Raw genomic sequence first — 15,824 nt, forward strand, 5'->3', positions numbered from 1 at the left:
GGCGCCGCGTGCCGGTGCGCCGCGGTTCTGAGTTGGCGGTGCCGGGTGCCGGGTGCCGGGTGCCGGGTGCCGGGTGCCGGGTGCCGGGTGCCGGGTGCCGGGTGCCGGGCGCCGCGGTCTGTGATGACCGTCACCCCGGAACTTTGCGCTGCGTGTCGACCGGATGCCGTGCGCCAGGCGTATGCGAGGGGAGACCGAAAAGAACCGGGGAGTGGCCGTTGACCGTCGAGGAGTTCGAAGAGTTTTACGCGCAGACGGTCGCCCGGCTGACCGGGCAGCTGTACGTGATGCTCGGCGATCAGCACGAGGCGCAGGACGTGGTGCAGGAGGCGTTCGCCAGGGGGTGGAGCCGGCGGCGTCAGCTCGACCGGAACGGTCAGCCCGAGGCCTGGATCCGTACGGTCGCCTGGCGCCTGGCGGTGAGCCGGTGGCGCGTACGGCGCCGTGCCGCGGATGCCTGGCAGCGCAGCGGCGCCCCGCCGCATGTCGAGGGCCCCGGGCCCGAATCGGTGGCCTTGGTGGAGGCGCTGCGGCAGCTGCCCGCCAATCAGCGGCGGATCATGACGCTGCACTACGTGTGTGACCTGACGGTGGAGCAGATCGCCGTCGAGACCGGGCTGTCCGCCAGCACCGTCAAGACCCATCTGGTCAGGGGCCGGACCGCACTCTCCGTTCGTCTGCAGGACCCGCGTATTGAGGAGGCACCCGGTGCCTGAACCCCATGACCCGCTGCGGTCGTTGTTCCAGGAAGCGGCCTCCACCGGGCAGTCCCGGGCGCGTTGTGCACCGGTCGTGCTCGTCGCCCGGCGCGGGGAGCGGCTGCGCCGTCGTCGGATCGCCGCGCTCGCCGCCGGCGCCTGCCTGGTCTTCGCCGGTACCGGTGCGGCCGCGGCCGTACTGCTGCCCGGCAGCCCGAATACCGGCGTCCCGGCCGTCACCCCGTCTCCCTCCCGGCCGAGTCCCGCCCCGAAACCCGTACCGACGACGCCCCGCAGCACGTCGTCGGTGACCAGTACTCCCGTTCCCGGCCGGACCGAACCGGGCACACCGCCCGCCACCGCGCCGCCCCGGACCGGCCGGGGAGCCCCGGGGGCGTCCGCCACCGCCACGCACGGAACATCCCCTCCGTCCACCGCGCCACCGCGCTGACCTCTCCGCACCCTGACCCGGCGGTCCCGCCGCCGGGCGGCCCCGCACGCCCGAAACCCCAGCAGGAGATCCCGTATGCCCGCCTTGTCGCCCCGCCTGCGCCGGACGCGCCCGCCGCTCGCCGCCCGCCCCGTCGCCGGACCACGGGCCCCCTCGGCGTCGGCGCGCACCGTCGGTACGACGATCCCGGGTGGCAGGGTGACGCCGGGCGGTACGGCGATCCCGGATGGCACAGCGGCCCCGGGCAGCACGACGATCCCTGGCGCGACGGCGGCCCCGAGCGACACGGCGCCCCCGGGCGGTGGCCCCGCAGACGCCGCCGACCCGGCAGTCGACTCCGGACCGGCAGGCCGCTCTCGTCCGGCCCACGCGCCGGAGCCGGGACCCCGCCGCCGACGCTATGTCCCGGGGCCCGCCGACCGCGAGGTGCTGTGGCTGTATCTGCTGACCCGGGTGGGGATCTGGACCACCGCCTACTGCACCCGGTGGCTGTTTCTCGACGACCGTGATGCCCATCACCCCGCCGACTTCCTCGCGCCGTGGCGGCGGTGGGACTGGGGGCACTTCCTGCACATCGCCAGCGAGGGCTACTTCCCCGGTCAGGCCGGGCCGTGGATGAACGGCTGGGACAACAGAGAAGCCTTCTTCCCCGGCTTCCCCCTCCTCCTGCGGGCCGTCCACACCGTCGTCCCGCACTGGGCCACCGCAGGCCTGCTGATCTCCTTCGTCTCCGGCGCCGTTGCCGTCCTGGCACTCGCCCGGATCGCCCGGCTGTACCTGTCCGACGAGCGCGCCGGGCGGCGGGCCGTTCTCTTCCTGCTGCTCTCACCGTGTGCGATATTCCTGGCGGCGGGGTACACCGAAGCGCTCTTCCTCGCGCTCGCCCTGCCGGCCTGGCTCGCTGCCCAGCGGCAGAACTGGCCCGCCGCGGCCGTCCTGGCCGCGCTGGCCACCGGCGTCCGGGTCAGCGGACTCTTCCTCGCCGCCGCCCTCGCCGTCCAGTTCGCCGTCACCGTCCGCACCCGCCGGCAGTGGCGCGCACTGCCGTGGCTGGCGCTTCCCGCACTGCCGCCCCTCGTCTACAGCGGGTATCTCCGGATGCACACCGGCGACTGGATGGCCTGGAAGCACGCCGAAGAACGCGGCTGGTACCGCGACTTCCACGCCCCCTGGGAGGCCTGGGGGAACACCTGGCATGCCGCCTTCGCCGAGTCACTGCCCACCGGGTACGCCCTGATGTCCCAGGCCGAACTCCTCGCCATGGTCGTCGGCCTGCTGCTCGTCGGGGTGCTGGTCCGGCGGCGCCGCTGGCCGGAAGCCGTCTACGTCGGCCTCAGCCTCTGGGCCCTGGGCACCTCGTACTGGTACACCTCCATACCCCGCGCCACCCTCCTGTGGTGGCCCCTGTGGGTCCTCCTGGCCGGATGGAGCCTGCGCACTCCGCGGGTGAAAACCGCGTACGTCTGCCTCGCGGCGCCGCTGATGACGGTCTTCGCCCTCACCTTCCTGTCCGGGCGCTGGGCCGGATGACACCACCCCGCCGGACGGGCCCCGCCGGACGGGCCCCGCCGGATGAGCCCCGGCTGATAGCCGCCGCTCCTGACCGGGCAGGGATCCGTCATGACCGTCTTCGTCGGAACGTCCGGCTGGCAGTACAAGGACTGGCGCGGCGTCCTCTACCCGCACGACCAGCCGCAGCGGCTGTGGCTCGAGGAGTACGCGCGGCAGTTCGCCACCGTCGAAAGCAATGCCGCCTTCTACCGGCTGCCCGAGGAGAAGACCTTCGCCACCTGGCGGGAACGCACCCCCGGCGGGTTCGTGATGGCCGTCAAGGCGAGCCGCTATCTGACGCACATCAAGCGGCTGCGGGATCCGCAGGAGCCGGTCGGGCGGCTGATGTCGCGCGCCGCCGCCCTGGGCCCCCGGCTCGGGCCCGTCCTGCTCCAACTGCCGCCCACGCTGCCCGCGGACGCCGGGCTGCTCGACGCCTGCCTCGGCTGCTTCCCCGCCGGAACCCGAGTGGCGGTCGAGCCGCGCCACACCTCGTGGTGGACCCCGGAGATCCGCACCGTGCTGGAGCACCGGGGTGCCGCACTGTGCTGGGCGGACCGGCGCTCGCGGCCCGTGACGCCCCTCTGGCGTACCGCCGACTGGGGGTATCTGCGTCTCCACGGGGGCCGTGCGGAACCCGGGCCCCGCTACGGCAGCCAGGCGCTCACCACCTGGGCACGACGGATCGCCGACACCTGGCCGGAACGGGCCGACGTCTACACCTACTTCAACAACGACACGGGCGGCGCCGCCGTCCTCGACGCCGCCCACTTCGCCCGCGCCGCGTCGGCCACCGGACGTTCCGTGAGCCGTACGCCGCCCGGGCGTGGCTCCGCCCGCTGACCGCGGGGGCGGGATATATCTGCGCTCGTACCGCCGGACGAACGAGCGAGGTGAGGCACGGATGATCCGCAGACGGGTGGTGGTCTCCGGAGACGTGCAGGGGGTGTTCTTCCGCGACACCTGCCGGCGCCTGGCCGACGAGCACGGAGTGGCCGGCTGGGTACGCAACCTGTCCGACGGGACGGTGGAGGCCGTGTTCGAGGGGGAGCCCGAGCACGTACGGAAACTGGTGGACTGGGCACACGAGGGTCCCCCCATGGCGACCGTCAACACCGTGTCCGTCCATGAGGAAGAGCCGCAGGGACTCACAGGCTTCGAGATCCGGCCGACGCCTGGCGGATTCCAGGAAGGGTGATCACCCCTCTGAAGCGCCGTCACCCCATCAGCAGCGCCGCGTCCCAGCCGTCACGCTCGGTCGGTGCGGTTCCCCGGCGGGCGTCGGCGTAGTCGGCCAGTACGAGGGCGATTCCGGTGGCGCCGTCCAGCAATCCGGGGTGGTGGATGCGGTGCGGGGCGGTCCGCAAAGAGGGTGACGGCGGGGGTGCGAGCGGCAGAACTTGGGTGTAACCGAAGGGAGTTCGCTCGTCGAATGCCGCGATGAGCTCCCGGGCGAGGGCGTCCGCGGCCGTCCACAATGCGGGGCGTCCGGTGGCGGTGGCCATGCGGACGGTGGTGTGGAGGACGCCCGCACGGCCGTGGCAGAGGCCCGGGTCGTCGGACGCGGGTCTGTCGGACGCTGACCCACCGGACGCCGGCCCGTCGTGGGTGCGAGGTGCGAGGGCGCCGATCGCCTCCTCGGCCAGTGCTGTCAGCCGGTGGTCGCCGAGCGCCTGACCGGCCAGGTGGAGGCTCCAGGCGATACCGGAGGTCCCGTAGCACCAGCCCGGTCGGCTGCGTGTCCCCGCCCGCGGGGAGACTCGGCGGTGGGCAAGCTCTCCGGGGCGGCCCGGGAAGGCGACCCGGCCGGGCCATTGCATGCCGTGGCCGTCGGTGTACCCGATGCTCTGCACCCAGTCGGCCATCCGCCGGATGGCGTCCGGCATCCCCGGTACCCGGTGCCCGGAGCGGTGGGCCAGTGACAGCAGGGCGAGCGGGCCGCAGATCCCGTGGGCGACACCGACGTTGAAGTCACCTCCCGGGAACTCCTCGCGGTCGCGCGGGACGAGGTACCGGTCGGGTGCGCACCACCATCCGGGCACCTGGATGCCGTCTTCTTCCGCGGGGCGATCGGGGCGATCGGGGCGGCCGGAGTGGCCGTAGCGGCCGGGGTCGGCGAGGCGGACGGGGTGGCTGATGCCGACGAGAAACTGCAGGACGTCGCCGAGGGCGGGTACGCACCGTTCGTCGCCGTGGTCGGCCGCCAGCAGGAGGCTGCGCCCCTCTCCCGCCAGGCCCGCGATCGCATCGTAGTCGCCGTACGCCAGCCCGGGCCCGTGTTCTTGCCGTCGTGCGACGAGGTGGGTGACGCGGGCCCGGACGTAGGCGGCATGGACCTCGACGCAGCGTGCCAGCAGCCGGGTGTATCCGCCGTGTGCGTTCGCGTGCAGCCGCGCGGGCAGCAGCAGGTCGCCGACCGCGGCCTGCCCGGCGTCGCGGGCCGCCGCCACGGCCGCCGCGAGATGGGAGTGCCCGAGGGCCGCGTACCGGGCGTCGTTGCGGGCGCACCGGGTGTGCAGCAGCGCGATGCCGGGGTGTCCGGTCAGCAACGAGGCCGGCTGCCAGCCGGACTGCGGCAGCTCGGGCGGCAGCGCGGCGAAGGCGTCACGGGCGGCGCCGGCCACCTGTTCCGGTGTGCTCAGCAGGTCGGCGACGCGGTGGGCGACGGCCGACGCCGCGTCGCACAGTTCCTCGGGTGCGGTCCCGGTCACGGGTGTGGTCCCGGTCATCGGTTGTTCCGCTTCCGGCCGAGCCACAGGGCGAGCGCTTCACGGGCCGTCGCATGGGCCGACAGTTCCTGTTCGGGGCGGGGGCCGAACAGCCGGTTGCAGTGCAGATGCGTCAGGCTCAGGGCGATCCGGCCCGTGCGGTCCCCGTCCCCGTCCCCTTCACCGGAGAGAAGCACGTCGCGCAGACCGGCCAGCGCCGGGCCGCGGGTGCGCCACCCGACGCCCCAGCCGTCCGCGGCGGCCGGCGGCCCGGGCCTGCCGTGCGGGTCCAGCAGTGCGGCGAGAGCCTGCTTCCGGGCCCGCGGTACGTCCTTGCGATGCGCCAGGACCGAGGGGGTGCTGAGCCAGCCGAGCGCCTGGTCCGGGGACCCGAGGTGGGTGAGGATGTCGAGGATGCCCAGCGCGGCCGGCAGCGTCGGGTTGCCCAGTTGGTCGGGTGACATGGCCAGCAGAGTGACGGCGGATTCGCTGTCGGCGTGGAAGAAGCGCTCGGCGTGACCGAGCGCGGCCGGGCCGCCGTACCGCTCGGTCTCGGGCTCATAGGTGTCCAGGACCACCTTGGCGAGCAGCCCCGCCTCCGTGCGCGCCTGCGCCCAGGAGTGGAGCTCGGGCAGCAGCACCGGCCACAGGGATTCCGGCTTGCCGTGGAAGCGCAGCCGGATGTGGGGAGCCGGATCCTCGTAGCGGAGGAAGAACCACAGGTCGGCCCCCGCTCTGCTGAGCAGGCCGGGGTCGGTCAGCGGTGCGAGATGACGGGCCAGCACCTCCGTCTGGCGGGCCCGGGGCAGGTAGATCTTCGCGTAGAGCCATGCGCCACCGGGCAGTTGAGCGCGCGTTCCGCGGCCGCTGTCCGTGTCCCGTGTCAGGGGCGGGACCGGCACCGGCGCGGGGAGGGGCCTCCGGGTGTCGGGGGAGCGGGAGGAGTCGCGGTCGGTAGGCCGGGCGAAGACGGGAAAGAAGAACTCCGCGGCATGGGAGCCCTCCGGCCCCCGGAGCCACTGCCTCCCGGCTGCGCCTGCGAACTGCTCCACCACCGTCAGGCCGGGGGAGCGCCGCACCTCGTCGCGGAAGGCCATGAGGTGCAGCGGGTCGCCGAGGTCGGCCGCGACGCGGTGGTCCGCCTTGGTGAGCAGCACCTGCCGCGGCACGTCCCACCGCTGCCGCCAGCGCCCGACCTGCCGCTCCCACTCCTCGTCCCCGCCCCCGGCCGCGGCGCGCAGCGCCCGGTCCGGCAGCCAGCGCGCCGGGCAGAGCACGGTCCGGCCGTGGCGCACCCGGGGCAGTGCGGGGGCCGAGGCCCAGCTGCCCCAGCTCCACGGAGCGCAGAAGGCCTGCCCCTCCTGCCCGAGTTCGAGCAGGAACCTGGCCACGTACGGAAGATGGCCGCTGCTGGGACGGAGCATCGAGTACGACAGCGGCCGCACCCTTCGGCCGGTCGAGGTGTCGACGAGCCGGAGGCGGTCCGCGTCCGCGTACACCGCCAGGTTCTCCAGGCGCAGATCGTCTGCGGTCCCCGCCACGGCGGGGCCGACGCCCAGGGGGAGGCGATGGGACAGCCACTGCGGGACGGCGGACACATTGCCGGAACGCGCCACCCTGGGCCGGTAGGCGACACACGCCGGGATCTCGTCCTGCGGTGCGGTCCGTTCGGTGTGCCGGGCCAGCTCCCGGATCCGGCCGGCCGACCGCTCGTCGAGCACCGGCGCGAACCGGCTGAACACCGCCCCGGCCAGCGGTGACACCGCATGAGGGCTGAGCACCAGATCGAAATCCCCGCCGCACAGGGCCTCCCAGCCCGGTGCCACCAGCTCGGCTCCCACCTCCATGCTCGGCGGGGCCGGCCCGCGCTCCGCCGGTTCCAGGGCGCGTACGGCCTCCTCGTCGAGGTCCACCTCCCCGCTGCCGCGGCGGGCGGCGTCCATCAGCAGCTCGCCGAGCACGCGGTCGCGCGCGAGGGCGTCGGCGCCGGGCGCGGCGGGCGACGGGGCACCGTGCTGCCGGTCCTCGCGACGAAGTCCGAGCCCCCGGGTCTCGTCGAGCAGTTCCAGCACCGGGACGGGCCGGTCGGTGCCGTACCGCTCCAGAAAGGCCAGATGGTAGTCGCGGAGGTGCGGGTTGCCGCGGTGGACGGGGGAGGTCCGCCACAGCACCGTCGCGGCGCGCTCCGCTTCCCGGGCCACTTCGTGCGGCAGGGTCAGCCGTACGTCCAGCGCCAGATCCGCCTGGAGGACGTCCGTGGCCGGCTGCAGGGCCTGCATCCGCGCACGGGCCGCGGTCAGCCGGGCATGCCGGGACTCCGGTGGCGCGGCGTCCAGGGAACACAATTCTGCTCTGATGGCGTGCAGTTGACGAACCGTCGGGTGATCGACGCCGTGCAGCAGGTCGCAGATGTGGTCGAGCGGGGTGGTGCAGTCGGGCGGCGGGGTCAGCTCGCTGAGCAGGAAGTGACCGCGGACGAGCTGCGCGATGCTGTTTTCGACCGCGCCCTCGGGTGCCTGAGGGAACTCCCGCTTTCCCTCCTCCACCAGTGCGGGGAATGGCGTGGGCCGGGCCGCGGCCGCCAGGAGGTGACGGACCACCCGGGTGTGGCGTACCGAGCCGGTCCATTGCCGTGTCCCGGTGCGGTCATGATGGTCGACCAGGACCAGCCGGCCGTCCCGTACGGTGTGCAGGTTGTTGGCGGTGAGCCGTGAACGCTGCCATGCGGCCGGGACATCGAGCAGCGTCGCCAGCACGCCGTCCAGCCAGTCCGCGTCGGGCCGGGTCGCACTGCGCCCGCCGACCAACGGCTCCCGCGCGGGGGCAGCTCCGAACCCGGCGGCACCGACCCCCGCGAAGAAGCCGAACGGGGTGGGGCGGTGGGACATCCGCGAGTGGTACTTCGCCAGTGACACCGCGATACGGCGCAGCGATTTGAGCCTCAGCCGCTCTCCCGTGACGGCTCGGTCCACCTCCGCCGCGAGGCTTGCGCTGGCGAGGGTCACCGCTTCCATGAGCCGTGGATCGGCGGCGAGCCGGGTCACCTGACGGCGCAGCCAGCCCTCTTCGTCCACTTCCCCGGCGGACGGCCGCGGCGGCCGGGCAGGTGTGTCATCGGGGGGCAGGGGGAGTGCCGCGGCCCGTACCAGAGCCACCTCCCCGCACGTGAAATCGACGTCGCTCTTGCCGCCCATTGCTCTCTCCGCCCGCCCGTTCCCCGCCCACCGCTTCTCCGGACGACGGTGCGGGGCGGCGGGACGATGTCCCCGGTGCCGCCCCGCACCGCTGTCTCAGCAGCTTGTCCCAGGGGCTCGTTCAGCAGCTCCAGGAGGTGACCGGACAGACCTGCGTCATGAGCTTCGACTCCTGCGCACTCATGGCGACCGTGGCCGAATCCGTGATTTCCATGTCGAGGTCGAGGTCGAATTCGTCCATGCTGGTGATGATGTTCTCCATGGTCCCCTCCAAAGAAAGATGGTTAATCCCGGAGCGTGTCCGGCTGTTGCAAAGGGCTTTCGCAACCGGCGGTCATTTCACCTTCGGCGCGTATGTCATGTCAAGCATGGAGAGGTGCGCTCCTCTTCTCGCGGATCCCGGAATGACGGAATCCGGTTCGGTTCCTTGCGACTGCTTATTCCGGTGATAGGGCGAGGGGGTGGAGGTCACCCTCCCCGGCCGTTCGAGCCATCAAGAATGGCTTGAACATCACCTGAGGGAAAGAGACTTGCTCGTACCTGACAAAAGCGCACGAGGGGAAAGAGGTGCGACGGAATGCCGCTGTGCATCCGGTCGGGCGCCGTCAAAAGGCCCTTGTCTCCGGCCTTCCGGGTATTCGGCTCGTGGTGAATGCCGAATCATCGGGCCGTGAAACCGGTAAGGCGGCGTGAGTTCCCTCACTCCGGGATATGGGGCTGAAATCAGAGGAAGTCGACTTCGGAGGTGAGCCGCACTCCGGTACGGCGCAGAACCTCCTGGAACACGATGTCGATGGCCCGGGTGAAACCGGCGGCGCTCGCGCCCTCCTCGGCCACGAGGGTGTAGTGCAGGGAGGAAACCCGTACGCCGGTGACGATCGGCCGGCCCAGCTCGAATCCGGCCTGCCGGATGAGCCAGCTCGCGCTGACGCGTATCGAGCCGTCGGGGAAGCGGTTCACCGGTGCATGGCGCGCCCGCAGGTCGTCGGCCTGGGCGGGGGAGATCTCGGGGCTGAGGAACACGCTGCCGACCGAGCGGTCGTCGGTGCCACTGCACCCCAGCACCATGCCCTTGCTCTTGCGGACGGTGAGCACCGCCCGGGCCACCTCGTCCAGCGGCAGCCTGCTCCCGACCGGTACATCGAGTTCGGCGGCGACCGTCCGGTAGGTGACCGGCGCGCTCAGCGCGGACCGGCGCAGCGCAAAGACCAGGCTCAGCACGGTCCAGCGGCGGGAGCGTTTGAAGACGCTGGTGCGGTGGCCCAGGCCGCAGGCCGCGGCATCCATGGTCACCTTGCGGCGCAACGTCCAGTCCCATGCCGTCACTTCCACCAGGGTGTCGGCGGTCTCCTGACCGTATGCGCCGACATTCTGGACGGGGGTGGCGCCGGCGGTCCCGGGGATGCCCACCAGCATCTCCATGCCGGTCAGGCCCTCGGCGACGGTGGCGTCGACCAGATCCCCGAGCGGATGACCGGCCTGGACCTCGACCAGCACCCGCCCGTCGGCGGTGCTCCCCGCCATGCGTATGCCCTTGGTGCTCATCCGCAGCACGGCGCTGTCGCATCCGGCGTCGCCGACCAGGACATTGCTTCCTTCGCCCAGGCAGACGGGCTCGCCGGGGAAGACGCCGGCCAGTGCCACGAACTCGGGGAAGTCCGCGGAGTCGTACAGCTCGATGAGGGCCGCCGCCGGCCCGCCGATGCCCAGCGTGGTCATCGGCGCGAGCGGTGCCTCGTGGGTGACGCGCATGTGTTCCTGTTTCTCCTGGCTGCCGTTCCGGGGCCGGAGGGCCGCCACGGGCGAGGAACCGGCCCGGCCGGCCGGGGTGATCGGCGGGACGCTGTCCATGGTGATCACAACGGAGCCGGACCGGTACCGCACCGATGCGCCGAACATTGGCCGGAATGAGGGGCGGAGCGGCGTGCGGCGAGCCGGGAACGGCAGGGGGAAGCGGGAACGGCAGGGGAAAGGGATTTCGGGACAGCCCTTTGGAGCGGCCCCGGCGGCCGGCAACTCCCGCACGAGCACGCCACCGGCCGTTCCCGCTCCCGCTCCCGCACGAGCACGGCAGCGGCCGGTCGTGCGGGAGCCGCCGGCACCGGAGCCGCCGCCCCCGTAGAGCGCCGATGCGGTGTGGCGTTACGAGACGATGTCCCGCAGCGGCTTGCCCTCCAGGTGGCCGAGGACATTCTGTACGGCGGCCAGCGCGATGCGGACCAGCGTCTCGCGGGTGACCCCCGCGACGTGCGGGGAGAGCACCACGTTCGGGGCCTTGAGCAGGCGCAGGGCCGCCGTGGGCGGTTCGGGGTCGAAGACGTCGATGCCGGCGCCGGCGAGGGTGCCGGCTGCCAGGGCGTCCGCGAGAGCGTCCTGGTCGATCAGGGCGCCACGGGCGGTGTTGATCACAAAGGCGGTGGGCTTGAGGAGCGCCAGGCGCTCCGCGTCGAGCAGATGGCGGGTCCGCTCGGTGAGCGGGGCGTGCAGGGTGATGTAGTCGGAGGTGCGCAGCAGTTCGTCGAGACCGAGATGACGGGCGCCGCCGAGGCGGGCCGCGGTCTCCGGGGCGACCGGCTTCGGCCCGGTGTAGACGATGTCCATGTCGAACGCGAGGGCGCGGCGGGCGACTTCCTCGCCGATGTGGCCGAGGCCGATGATGCCGAGGGTCTTGCCGGACAGCTCGGTGATGGACTGCTGCAGGCGCGGCAGCGCCCAGTCGGCCTCGGTGAGCGCCGTATGGGCCGCGACCAACTGCTTGGCCAGGGCGAGCATCAGGGCGAAGGTCTGCTCGGCGACGTTCTGCTTCTCCGCGCCGCTGGAGCCGATGTTGCAGACCGGGATCCCCCGTTGGCGGGCCGCCTCCAGGTCGATGTAGTCGAAGCCGTGGCTGGCGCACTGGACGAGCTCCAGGTCCGGCGCCGCGGCGAGATGTCCGGCGGTGACCGGGCCCAGGCCGGTGATCAGGACATGGGCCTCGCGCAGCGCCGCCGGGTCCTCGTCCGTCGTCTCGACGATGGTGACCCGGGCCTGCTGGGGGAAGAGGCCGGCCAGCGCGGCTCCGGCGGCGCGGCCGCCGACATGCGGCGAGATGACCGCGAGGACGTTGCGCACGGGGTGCGGCGAGGCGGTGGAGGACGACTCCGGCGAGGTGGTCATGCGGATTCCTTGGTGAGGTCGTCGGCGGTCAGCGTGGCCGGGCGGGAGTGCCCGGACAGGGCGAGGGTCAGGTCGAGTTCGGCGAGCAGGCAGCGGATGACGTGCTCGACGCCCGCCTGTCCGTCGAGGCCGAGCCCATAGGCGTACGGGCGGCCCACCAGCACCGATTTCGCGCCCAGGGCCAGCGCCTTGAAGATGTCGTCACCCGTGCGGATGCCGCTGTCGAAGAGCACGGTGAGCCGGTCGGCCGCGGCCTCCACCACGCGGGGCAGCGCGTCGGCGGCGGCGATGGAGCCCGCCACCTGGCGGCCGCCGTGGTTGGAGACGACCACACCGTCCATCCCGGCCTCGGCGGCCTGCAGGGCGTCCTGGGGGTGCAGGATGCCCTTGAGCACGATCGGGCCGTCCCAGTTCTCCCGCAGGAACGCCAGGTCCGGCCAGGTCTTGGCGGGGTCGGCGAACATCCCCAGGAAGTGCATCACCGCCGCGTTCGGGTCCTCGTGCACCGGCTTGGCGAGCCCCGCACGGAACGCGGGATCGGTGAAGTAGTTGGCGGTGCCCACGCCGTGCAGGAACGGCAGGTACGCCTGATCGAGATCGCGCGGCCGCCAGGCGAGGAGCGGGGTGTCGAGGGTGACGAACAGGGCGGTGTATCCGGCCGCCTTCGCCCGGTGCAGAAAGCTCCTGGTGACCTCGCGGTCCTTGGCCCAGTAGAGCTGGAACCACCGTTCCCCGTCGCCCATCGCCTCGGCGACCTCTTCCATGGGGGTGCTGGAGGCGGAGGACAGGATGTACGGCACACCCTGGGCCGCGGCGGCACGGGCGGCGCCGGGCTCGGCGTCGGGATGCATGATCGACAGCACGCCCACCGGCGCCAGCGCGAGCGGCGCGGGCAGCGCCCGCCCGCACACCTCCACGGACAGATCGCGTTCGTGCACCTCGCGCAGCATCCGCGGGACGATCCGGTGACGGTGCAGCGCCGCCCGGTTGGCGTCGGCGGTGCTGCCGGTGCCCGCGCTGCCCGCCACATAGCCGACCGGGCCGGGACCCAGGCGCCGCTCGGCAAGCTCCTCCAGCCGCGTCAGATCGGTCGGCAGCCGCGGTACGGCGCCGGTCATGCCGTGGAGATAGATCTCGTACTGGAAGTCCGCCCAGTGCTTCGCCATTCGTACGTCCCGCCTCTCGTCGCTGAGACTGCGTGCTCACCCGAGATCCTGGCGACAGTGACAACACCCGTCCACCGCGGTGCGCACAACACGCGGGTGGAATCATCACCCTGTGATGAAGGAACGGGAGCGCATCCGGCAGCGGCTGATCGCCGACCCCAGGGTGGTCGCGGCGATCGTCACCGCCGTGCGCGAGCAGGTCCCGGCCTATGCCGCCCTCGATGACGGCCGCCTCCACGAGGTGCGGGCCATCGCCGCCTGGGCGCTGGACCGGCTGCTCCACCTCTGGGCCACCGACGGCGCCCTCACCCCCGCAGACCTGCGCCGGTTCCGCGGGATCGCTGCGGCGCGGGCCGCGGACGGCCGCCCGGTGCAGGCGGTCTTGAGGGCCTACCGGGTCGCGGCGACGGTGCTGACGGACGAGATCGCGGCCGCGACGCCCCCGCCGGGCGCACCGGACGCCTTCGCCCTGGCCCGGATGGCGCTGACCACCCTCGACACCCTCTCCGAGGAGATGGCCACCGCCTACACCGCCACCAGCGAAGATCTCACCGCGGACCGCGACCGGGCACTGCGGCTGCTCCTCGACGACCTGATCGCGGGACGGCACGCCTCCATCGGCGCGCTGACCGACCGCGCCGCCCGGCTGGGCAGACAACTCCCGGACCCCTACTGCCTGCTGGTGGCCGAGCCGACCGGTGCGGACGGCGCGGGCGTGACACAGGAGACGGCCACCGGGCTGCTGTCCTCGCTCGGCGGCGACGGCGGCCACGGCGGCGGTCTCACCCCGCTGGTGACGGTCCGGGGCTCGCGCGCCGTCCTGCTGCTGCCCGCCGCGGCCGGCGCGGCCGCGCCCCGGGCCCTGGGGGAACGGGGCCTGCGGGGCTGTGCCATCTCGGGGGAGAGCCTGGACCGGATCGCGGTCGCCTACCGCCTCGCGGCCGACGCGCTGGACACGGCACCCGCGCACGCCCACCACCCCGAGCGGGTCCTGACGGACGGCGATGCCCAGGTGCTGGCGCTCCTCGGCGGACGCCCCGCCACCACTCCCGAGCAGATCAGCCGGCTGATCCTCGGGCCTCTCCTCCAGCCCGGCCGGCGGCACCTCATGGACGCGCTCACCACCTACCTCGACACGGGCTCGGCGAATGCCGCCGCCCGACGGCTCGGCCTGCACCCCCAGTCGCTGCGTTACCGGCTGCGCCGGATCGGCGACCTCACCACGCGGGAACCGCGCGACCCCTGGCAGCGGCTCACCCTGGACATCGCCCGGACGATCGCGCACTGAGGGGCCGGCGGCGGCACCGCGGGCTCCGTCCTGGTCCGCAGGGCAGTCCCGATCCGTCAGATAGTGCCGGCCCGTGGGGCGGTCCCGACCCATGGGGCAGTCCGGATCCGCAGGGCAGTCCCGTGACGTGACTCCTCAGCCGTCCTTGTTGGCCTTCAGCTTCCGCCACACCGTGCTCAGCGCTTCGAGGTCGTCCTGGTCGAGGAGGTCGGTGAACACCGGGGCAAGGCAGGAGCGGCGGGTGGCGTCGGCCTCTTCGAAGAGCCGGCGGCCCTCCGGAGTGAGGGACACCTCGACGGAACGTGCGTCATGCGCGGCGGGGGTGCGGGTGACCAGGCCGCGGCTCCGGAGGGCGTCCACGACACGGGAGACCTGGCTGCGGCTGAGCATGGTGCTGTTGCCGAGCACGGAGGCCGGGACCGGGTCCGGGCTGGAGGCGAGCCAGAGCATCACCTCGAACCAGGAGACCGGCAGATCGTGGGCCTTGACCAGCGCACGGTCCACGCGTTCGGTCAGGACGGTGCCGGCCCAGACCAGCCCGTAGAAAGCATGGTCGGCCACCGGCATCTCGGCCTGGGTGAGCTTCCTTTTCGCCATGTCGCACAGGCTACCGGTTGCGTGTGCGCACACATAATGCCTATGGTGTGTGTACACGCACTTAAATTGCTCCGTCGCAACGGGGCCGAAAGGTTCGCCATGTCTTCCAAGGTTGTTCTGATCACCGGCACGTCCTCCGGCATCGGCCTGGCCGCCGCCGTCGCCGCGGCGCAGGCCGGCTGGCGGGTCGTGGCGACGCTGCGCGACACCGGCCGTGCCGGTGCCCTGCGCAAGGCGGCCACGGAAGCGGGGGTGGAGCTCGAGGTGCGGCAGCTCGATGTCACCGACGAGGCGTCCGTCGCCGCCGCGGTCGACGGGGTGATCGCCGATCACGGCCGGCTGGACGCGGTGATCAACAACGCGGGCGCCGGACACCTCGGCACGCTGGAGAACGAGTCCGTCGCCGAGGTGCGCACGGTGATGGAGGTCAACTTCTTCGGCGTGCTGACGGTCTCGAAGGCGGCGCTGCCTCATCTGCGCGCCTCCGGGGGCCGTCTGATCACCGTTACCAGCGTCGGCGGGGTCATCGGCCAGCCCTTCAACGAGGCCTACTGCGCCGCCAAGTTCGCCGTCGAGGGCTACATGGAGAGCCTGGCGCCGGTGGCCGCGAAGGCCGGGGTGACGGTCTCCGTCGTGGAGCCCGGCGCGGTGGCGACCGAGTTCGTCAACAACATCGGGGTCGACCGGGAGGGGGAGGTCGCCGCCGCGGGCCCCTACGCGGACGCGCTGCAGGCCTACCTGGACCGCACCGTCGCGCAGTTCGCCGGCAGTGCGCAGACCCCGGCCGAGGCTGCCGAGGCCGTGCTGGAAGCGCTCACCGCGGACCGGCCCGCGTTCCGTATCCAGACGTCGGACTGGGCGCGCGGCTTCACCGGCACCAAGCTCGCCGACCTGGACGGCTCGGCGGTGCTCGGCCTCACCGGCAGCTGGGTTGGCTGACCCGTCGCGAGCGATTCCCGGAGCGTCGTGGCCCGGGCTCTCTTGGCGGAGAAGGCCCGGGCGTAAAAAATTAGGC

General features: G+C 72.7%; 14 protein-coding genes. 7 read left to right on the plus strand and 7 right to left on the minus strand.

Annotation, left to right across the window (positions count from 1 at the left end; genetic code table 11):
• The first annotated feature begins 218 nt into the window (after window positions 1-218).
• The 5 genes from ABR737_RS39395 to ABR737_RS39415 all read left to right on the plus strand — a co-directional run bounded on the left by ABR737_RS39395 (window position 219) and on the right by ABR737_RS39415 (window position 3,898).
• The gene (locus ABR737_RS39395) at window positions 219-716 is read left to right on the plus strand and encodes a SigE family RNA polymerase sigma factor (protein ID WP_350255950.1); all 498 of its coding nucleotides are present in this window, start codon (window positions 219-221) and stop codon (window positions 714-716) included.
• Window positions 709-1,149 (plus strand): hypothetical protein, encoded by a 441-nt coding sequence (locus tag ABR737_RS39400; protein WP_350255951.1) that lies wholly within the window; start codon window positions 709-711, stop codon window positions 1,147-1,149. Before ABR737_RS39395 ends, ABR737_RS39400 begins: the two co-directional genes overlap by 8 nt.
• A gap of 75 nt (window positions 1,150-1,224) precedes the next feature.
• Window positions 1,225-2,679 (plus strand): mannosyltransferase family protein, encoded by a 1,455-nt coding sequence (locus tag ABR737_RS39405; protein WP_350255952.1) that lies wholly within the window; start codon window positions 1,225-1,227, stop codon window positions 2,677-2,679.
• Window positions 2,680-2,769: 90 nt separating this feature from the next.
• On the plus strand, window positions 2,770-3,543 hold the full coding sequence (locus tag ABR737_RS39410; RefSeq protein ID WP_350255953.1) for a DUF72 domain-containing protein: 774 nt from the start codon (window positions 2,770-2,772) through the stop codon (window positions 3,541-3,543).
• 61 nt (window positions 3,544-3,604) lie between these two features.
• Window positions 3,605-3,898, plus strand: a complete 294-nt coding sequence (locus ABR737_RS39415; RefSeq protein ID WP_350255954.1) for an acylphosphatase — start codon at window positions 3,605-3,607, stop codon at window positions 3,896-3,898.
• A 19-nt stretch (window positions 3,899-3,917) separates the two neighbouring features.
• On the opposite strand, the gene ABR737_RS39420 is transcribed toward ABR737_RS39415, so the two are convergent.
• From ABR737_RS39420 to ABR737_RS39445, 6 genes are all read right to left on the minus strand, one after another.
• Entirely contained in the window at window positions 3,918-5,429 is a 1,512-nt protein-coding gene (locus tag ABR737_RS39420) for a lanthionine synthetase C family protein (protein ID WP_350255955.1), read from the minus strand.
• On the minus strand, window positions 5,426-8,602 hold the full coding sequence (locus ABR737_RS39425; RefSeq protein WP_350255956.1) for a lantibiotic dehydratase: 3,177 nt from the start codon (window positions 8,600-8,602) through the stop codon (window positions 5,426-5,428). Before ABR737_RS39425 ends, ABR737_RS39420 begins: the two co-directional genes overlap by 4 nt.
• 121 nt (window positions 8,603-8,723) lie before the next feature.
• A complete protein-coding gene (locus ABR737_RS39430; RefSeq protein WP_164993100.1) occupies window positions 8,724-8,864 on the minus strand; it encodes a hypothetical protein in 141 nt (46 codons plus the stop codon).
• Between the two features lie 461 nt (window positions 8,865-9,325).
• Complete coding sequence (locus ABR737_RS39435; RefSeq protein ID WP_350255957.1) at window positions 9,326-10,501, minus strand: UDP-N-acetylmuramate dehydrogenase; 1,176 nt, start codon at window positions 10,499-10,501, stop codon at window positions 9,326-9,328.
• 243 nt (window positions 10,502-10,744) lie between these two features.
• Window positions 10,745-11,758: a 2-hydroxyacid dehydrogenase gene (locus tag ABR737_RS39440; RefSeq protein WP_350255958.1), complete on the minus strand. Its 1,014-nt coding sequence runs from the start codon at window positions 11,756-11,758 to the stop codon at window positions 10,745-10,747.
• Window positions 11,755-12,924: a lactate 2-monooxygenase gene (locus ABR737_RS39445; protein ID WP_350255959.1), complete on the minus strand. Its 1,170-nt coding sequence runs from the start codon at window positions 12,922-12,924 to the stop codon at window positions 11,755-11,757. Before ABR737_RS39445 ends, ABR737_RS39440 begins: the two co-directional genes overlap by 4 nt.
• Window positions 12,925-13,039: 115 nt before the next feature.
• Here ABR737_RS39445 and ABR737_RS39450 point away from each other — a divergent pair, with 115 nt between their 5' ends.
• Window positions 13,040-14,212 (plus strand): PucR family transcriptional regulator, encoded by a 1,173-nt coding sequence (locus ABR737_RS39450; protein WP_350257101.1) that lies wholly within the window; start codon window positions 13,040-13,042, stop codon window positions 14,210-14,212.
• A gap of 135 nt (window positions 14,213-14,347) precedes the next feature.
• On the opposite strand, the gene ABR737_RS39455 is transcribed toward ABR737_RS39450, so the two are convergent.
• Window positions 14,348-14,809 (minus strand): MarR family winged helix-turn-helix transcriptional regulator, encoded by a 462-nt coding sequence (locus ABR737_RS39455; protein ID WP_350255960.1) that lies wholly within the window; start codon window positions 14,807-14,809, stop codon window positions 14,348-14,350.
• 99 nt (window positions 14,810-14,908) lie between these two features.
• On the opposite strand from ABR737_RS39455, the gene ABR737_RS39460 reads away from it, so the two are divergent.
• Window positions 14,909-15,748 carry an SDR family NAD(P)-dependent oxidoreductase gene (locus tag ABR737_RS39460; RefSeq protein ID WP_350255961.1) on the plus strand — a complete coding sequence of 280 codons (840 nt, stop codon included), beginning with the start codon at window positions 14,909-14,911 and terminating at the stop codon, window positions 15,746-15,748.
• Window positions 15,749-15,824: the final 76 nt, after the last annotated feature.

It is taken from the genome of Streptomyces sp. Edi2, assembly GCF_040253635.1.
Classification (GTDB): Bacteria; Actinomycetota; Actinomycetes; order Streptomycetales; family Streptomycetaceae; genus Streptomyces.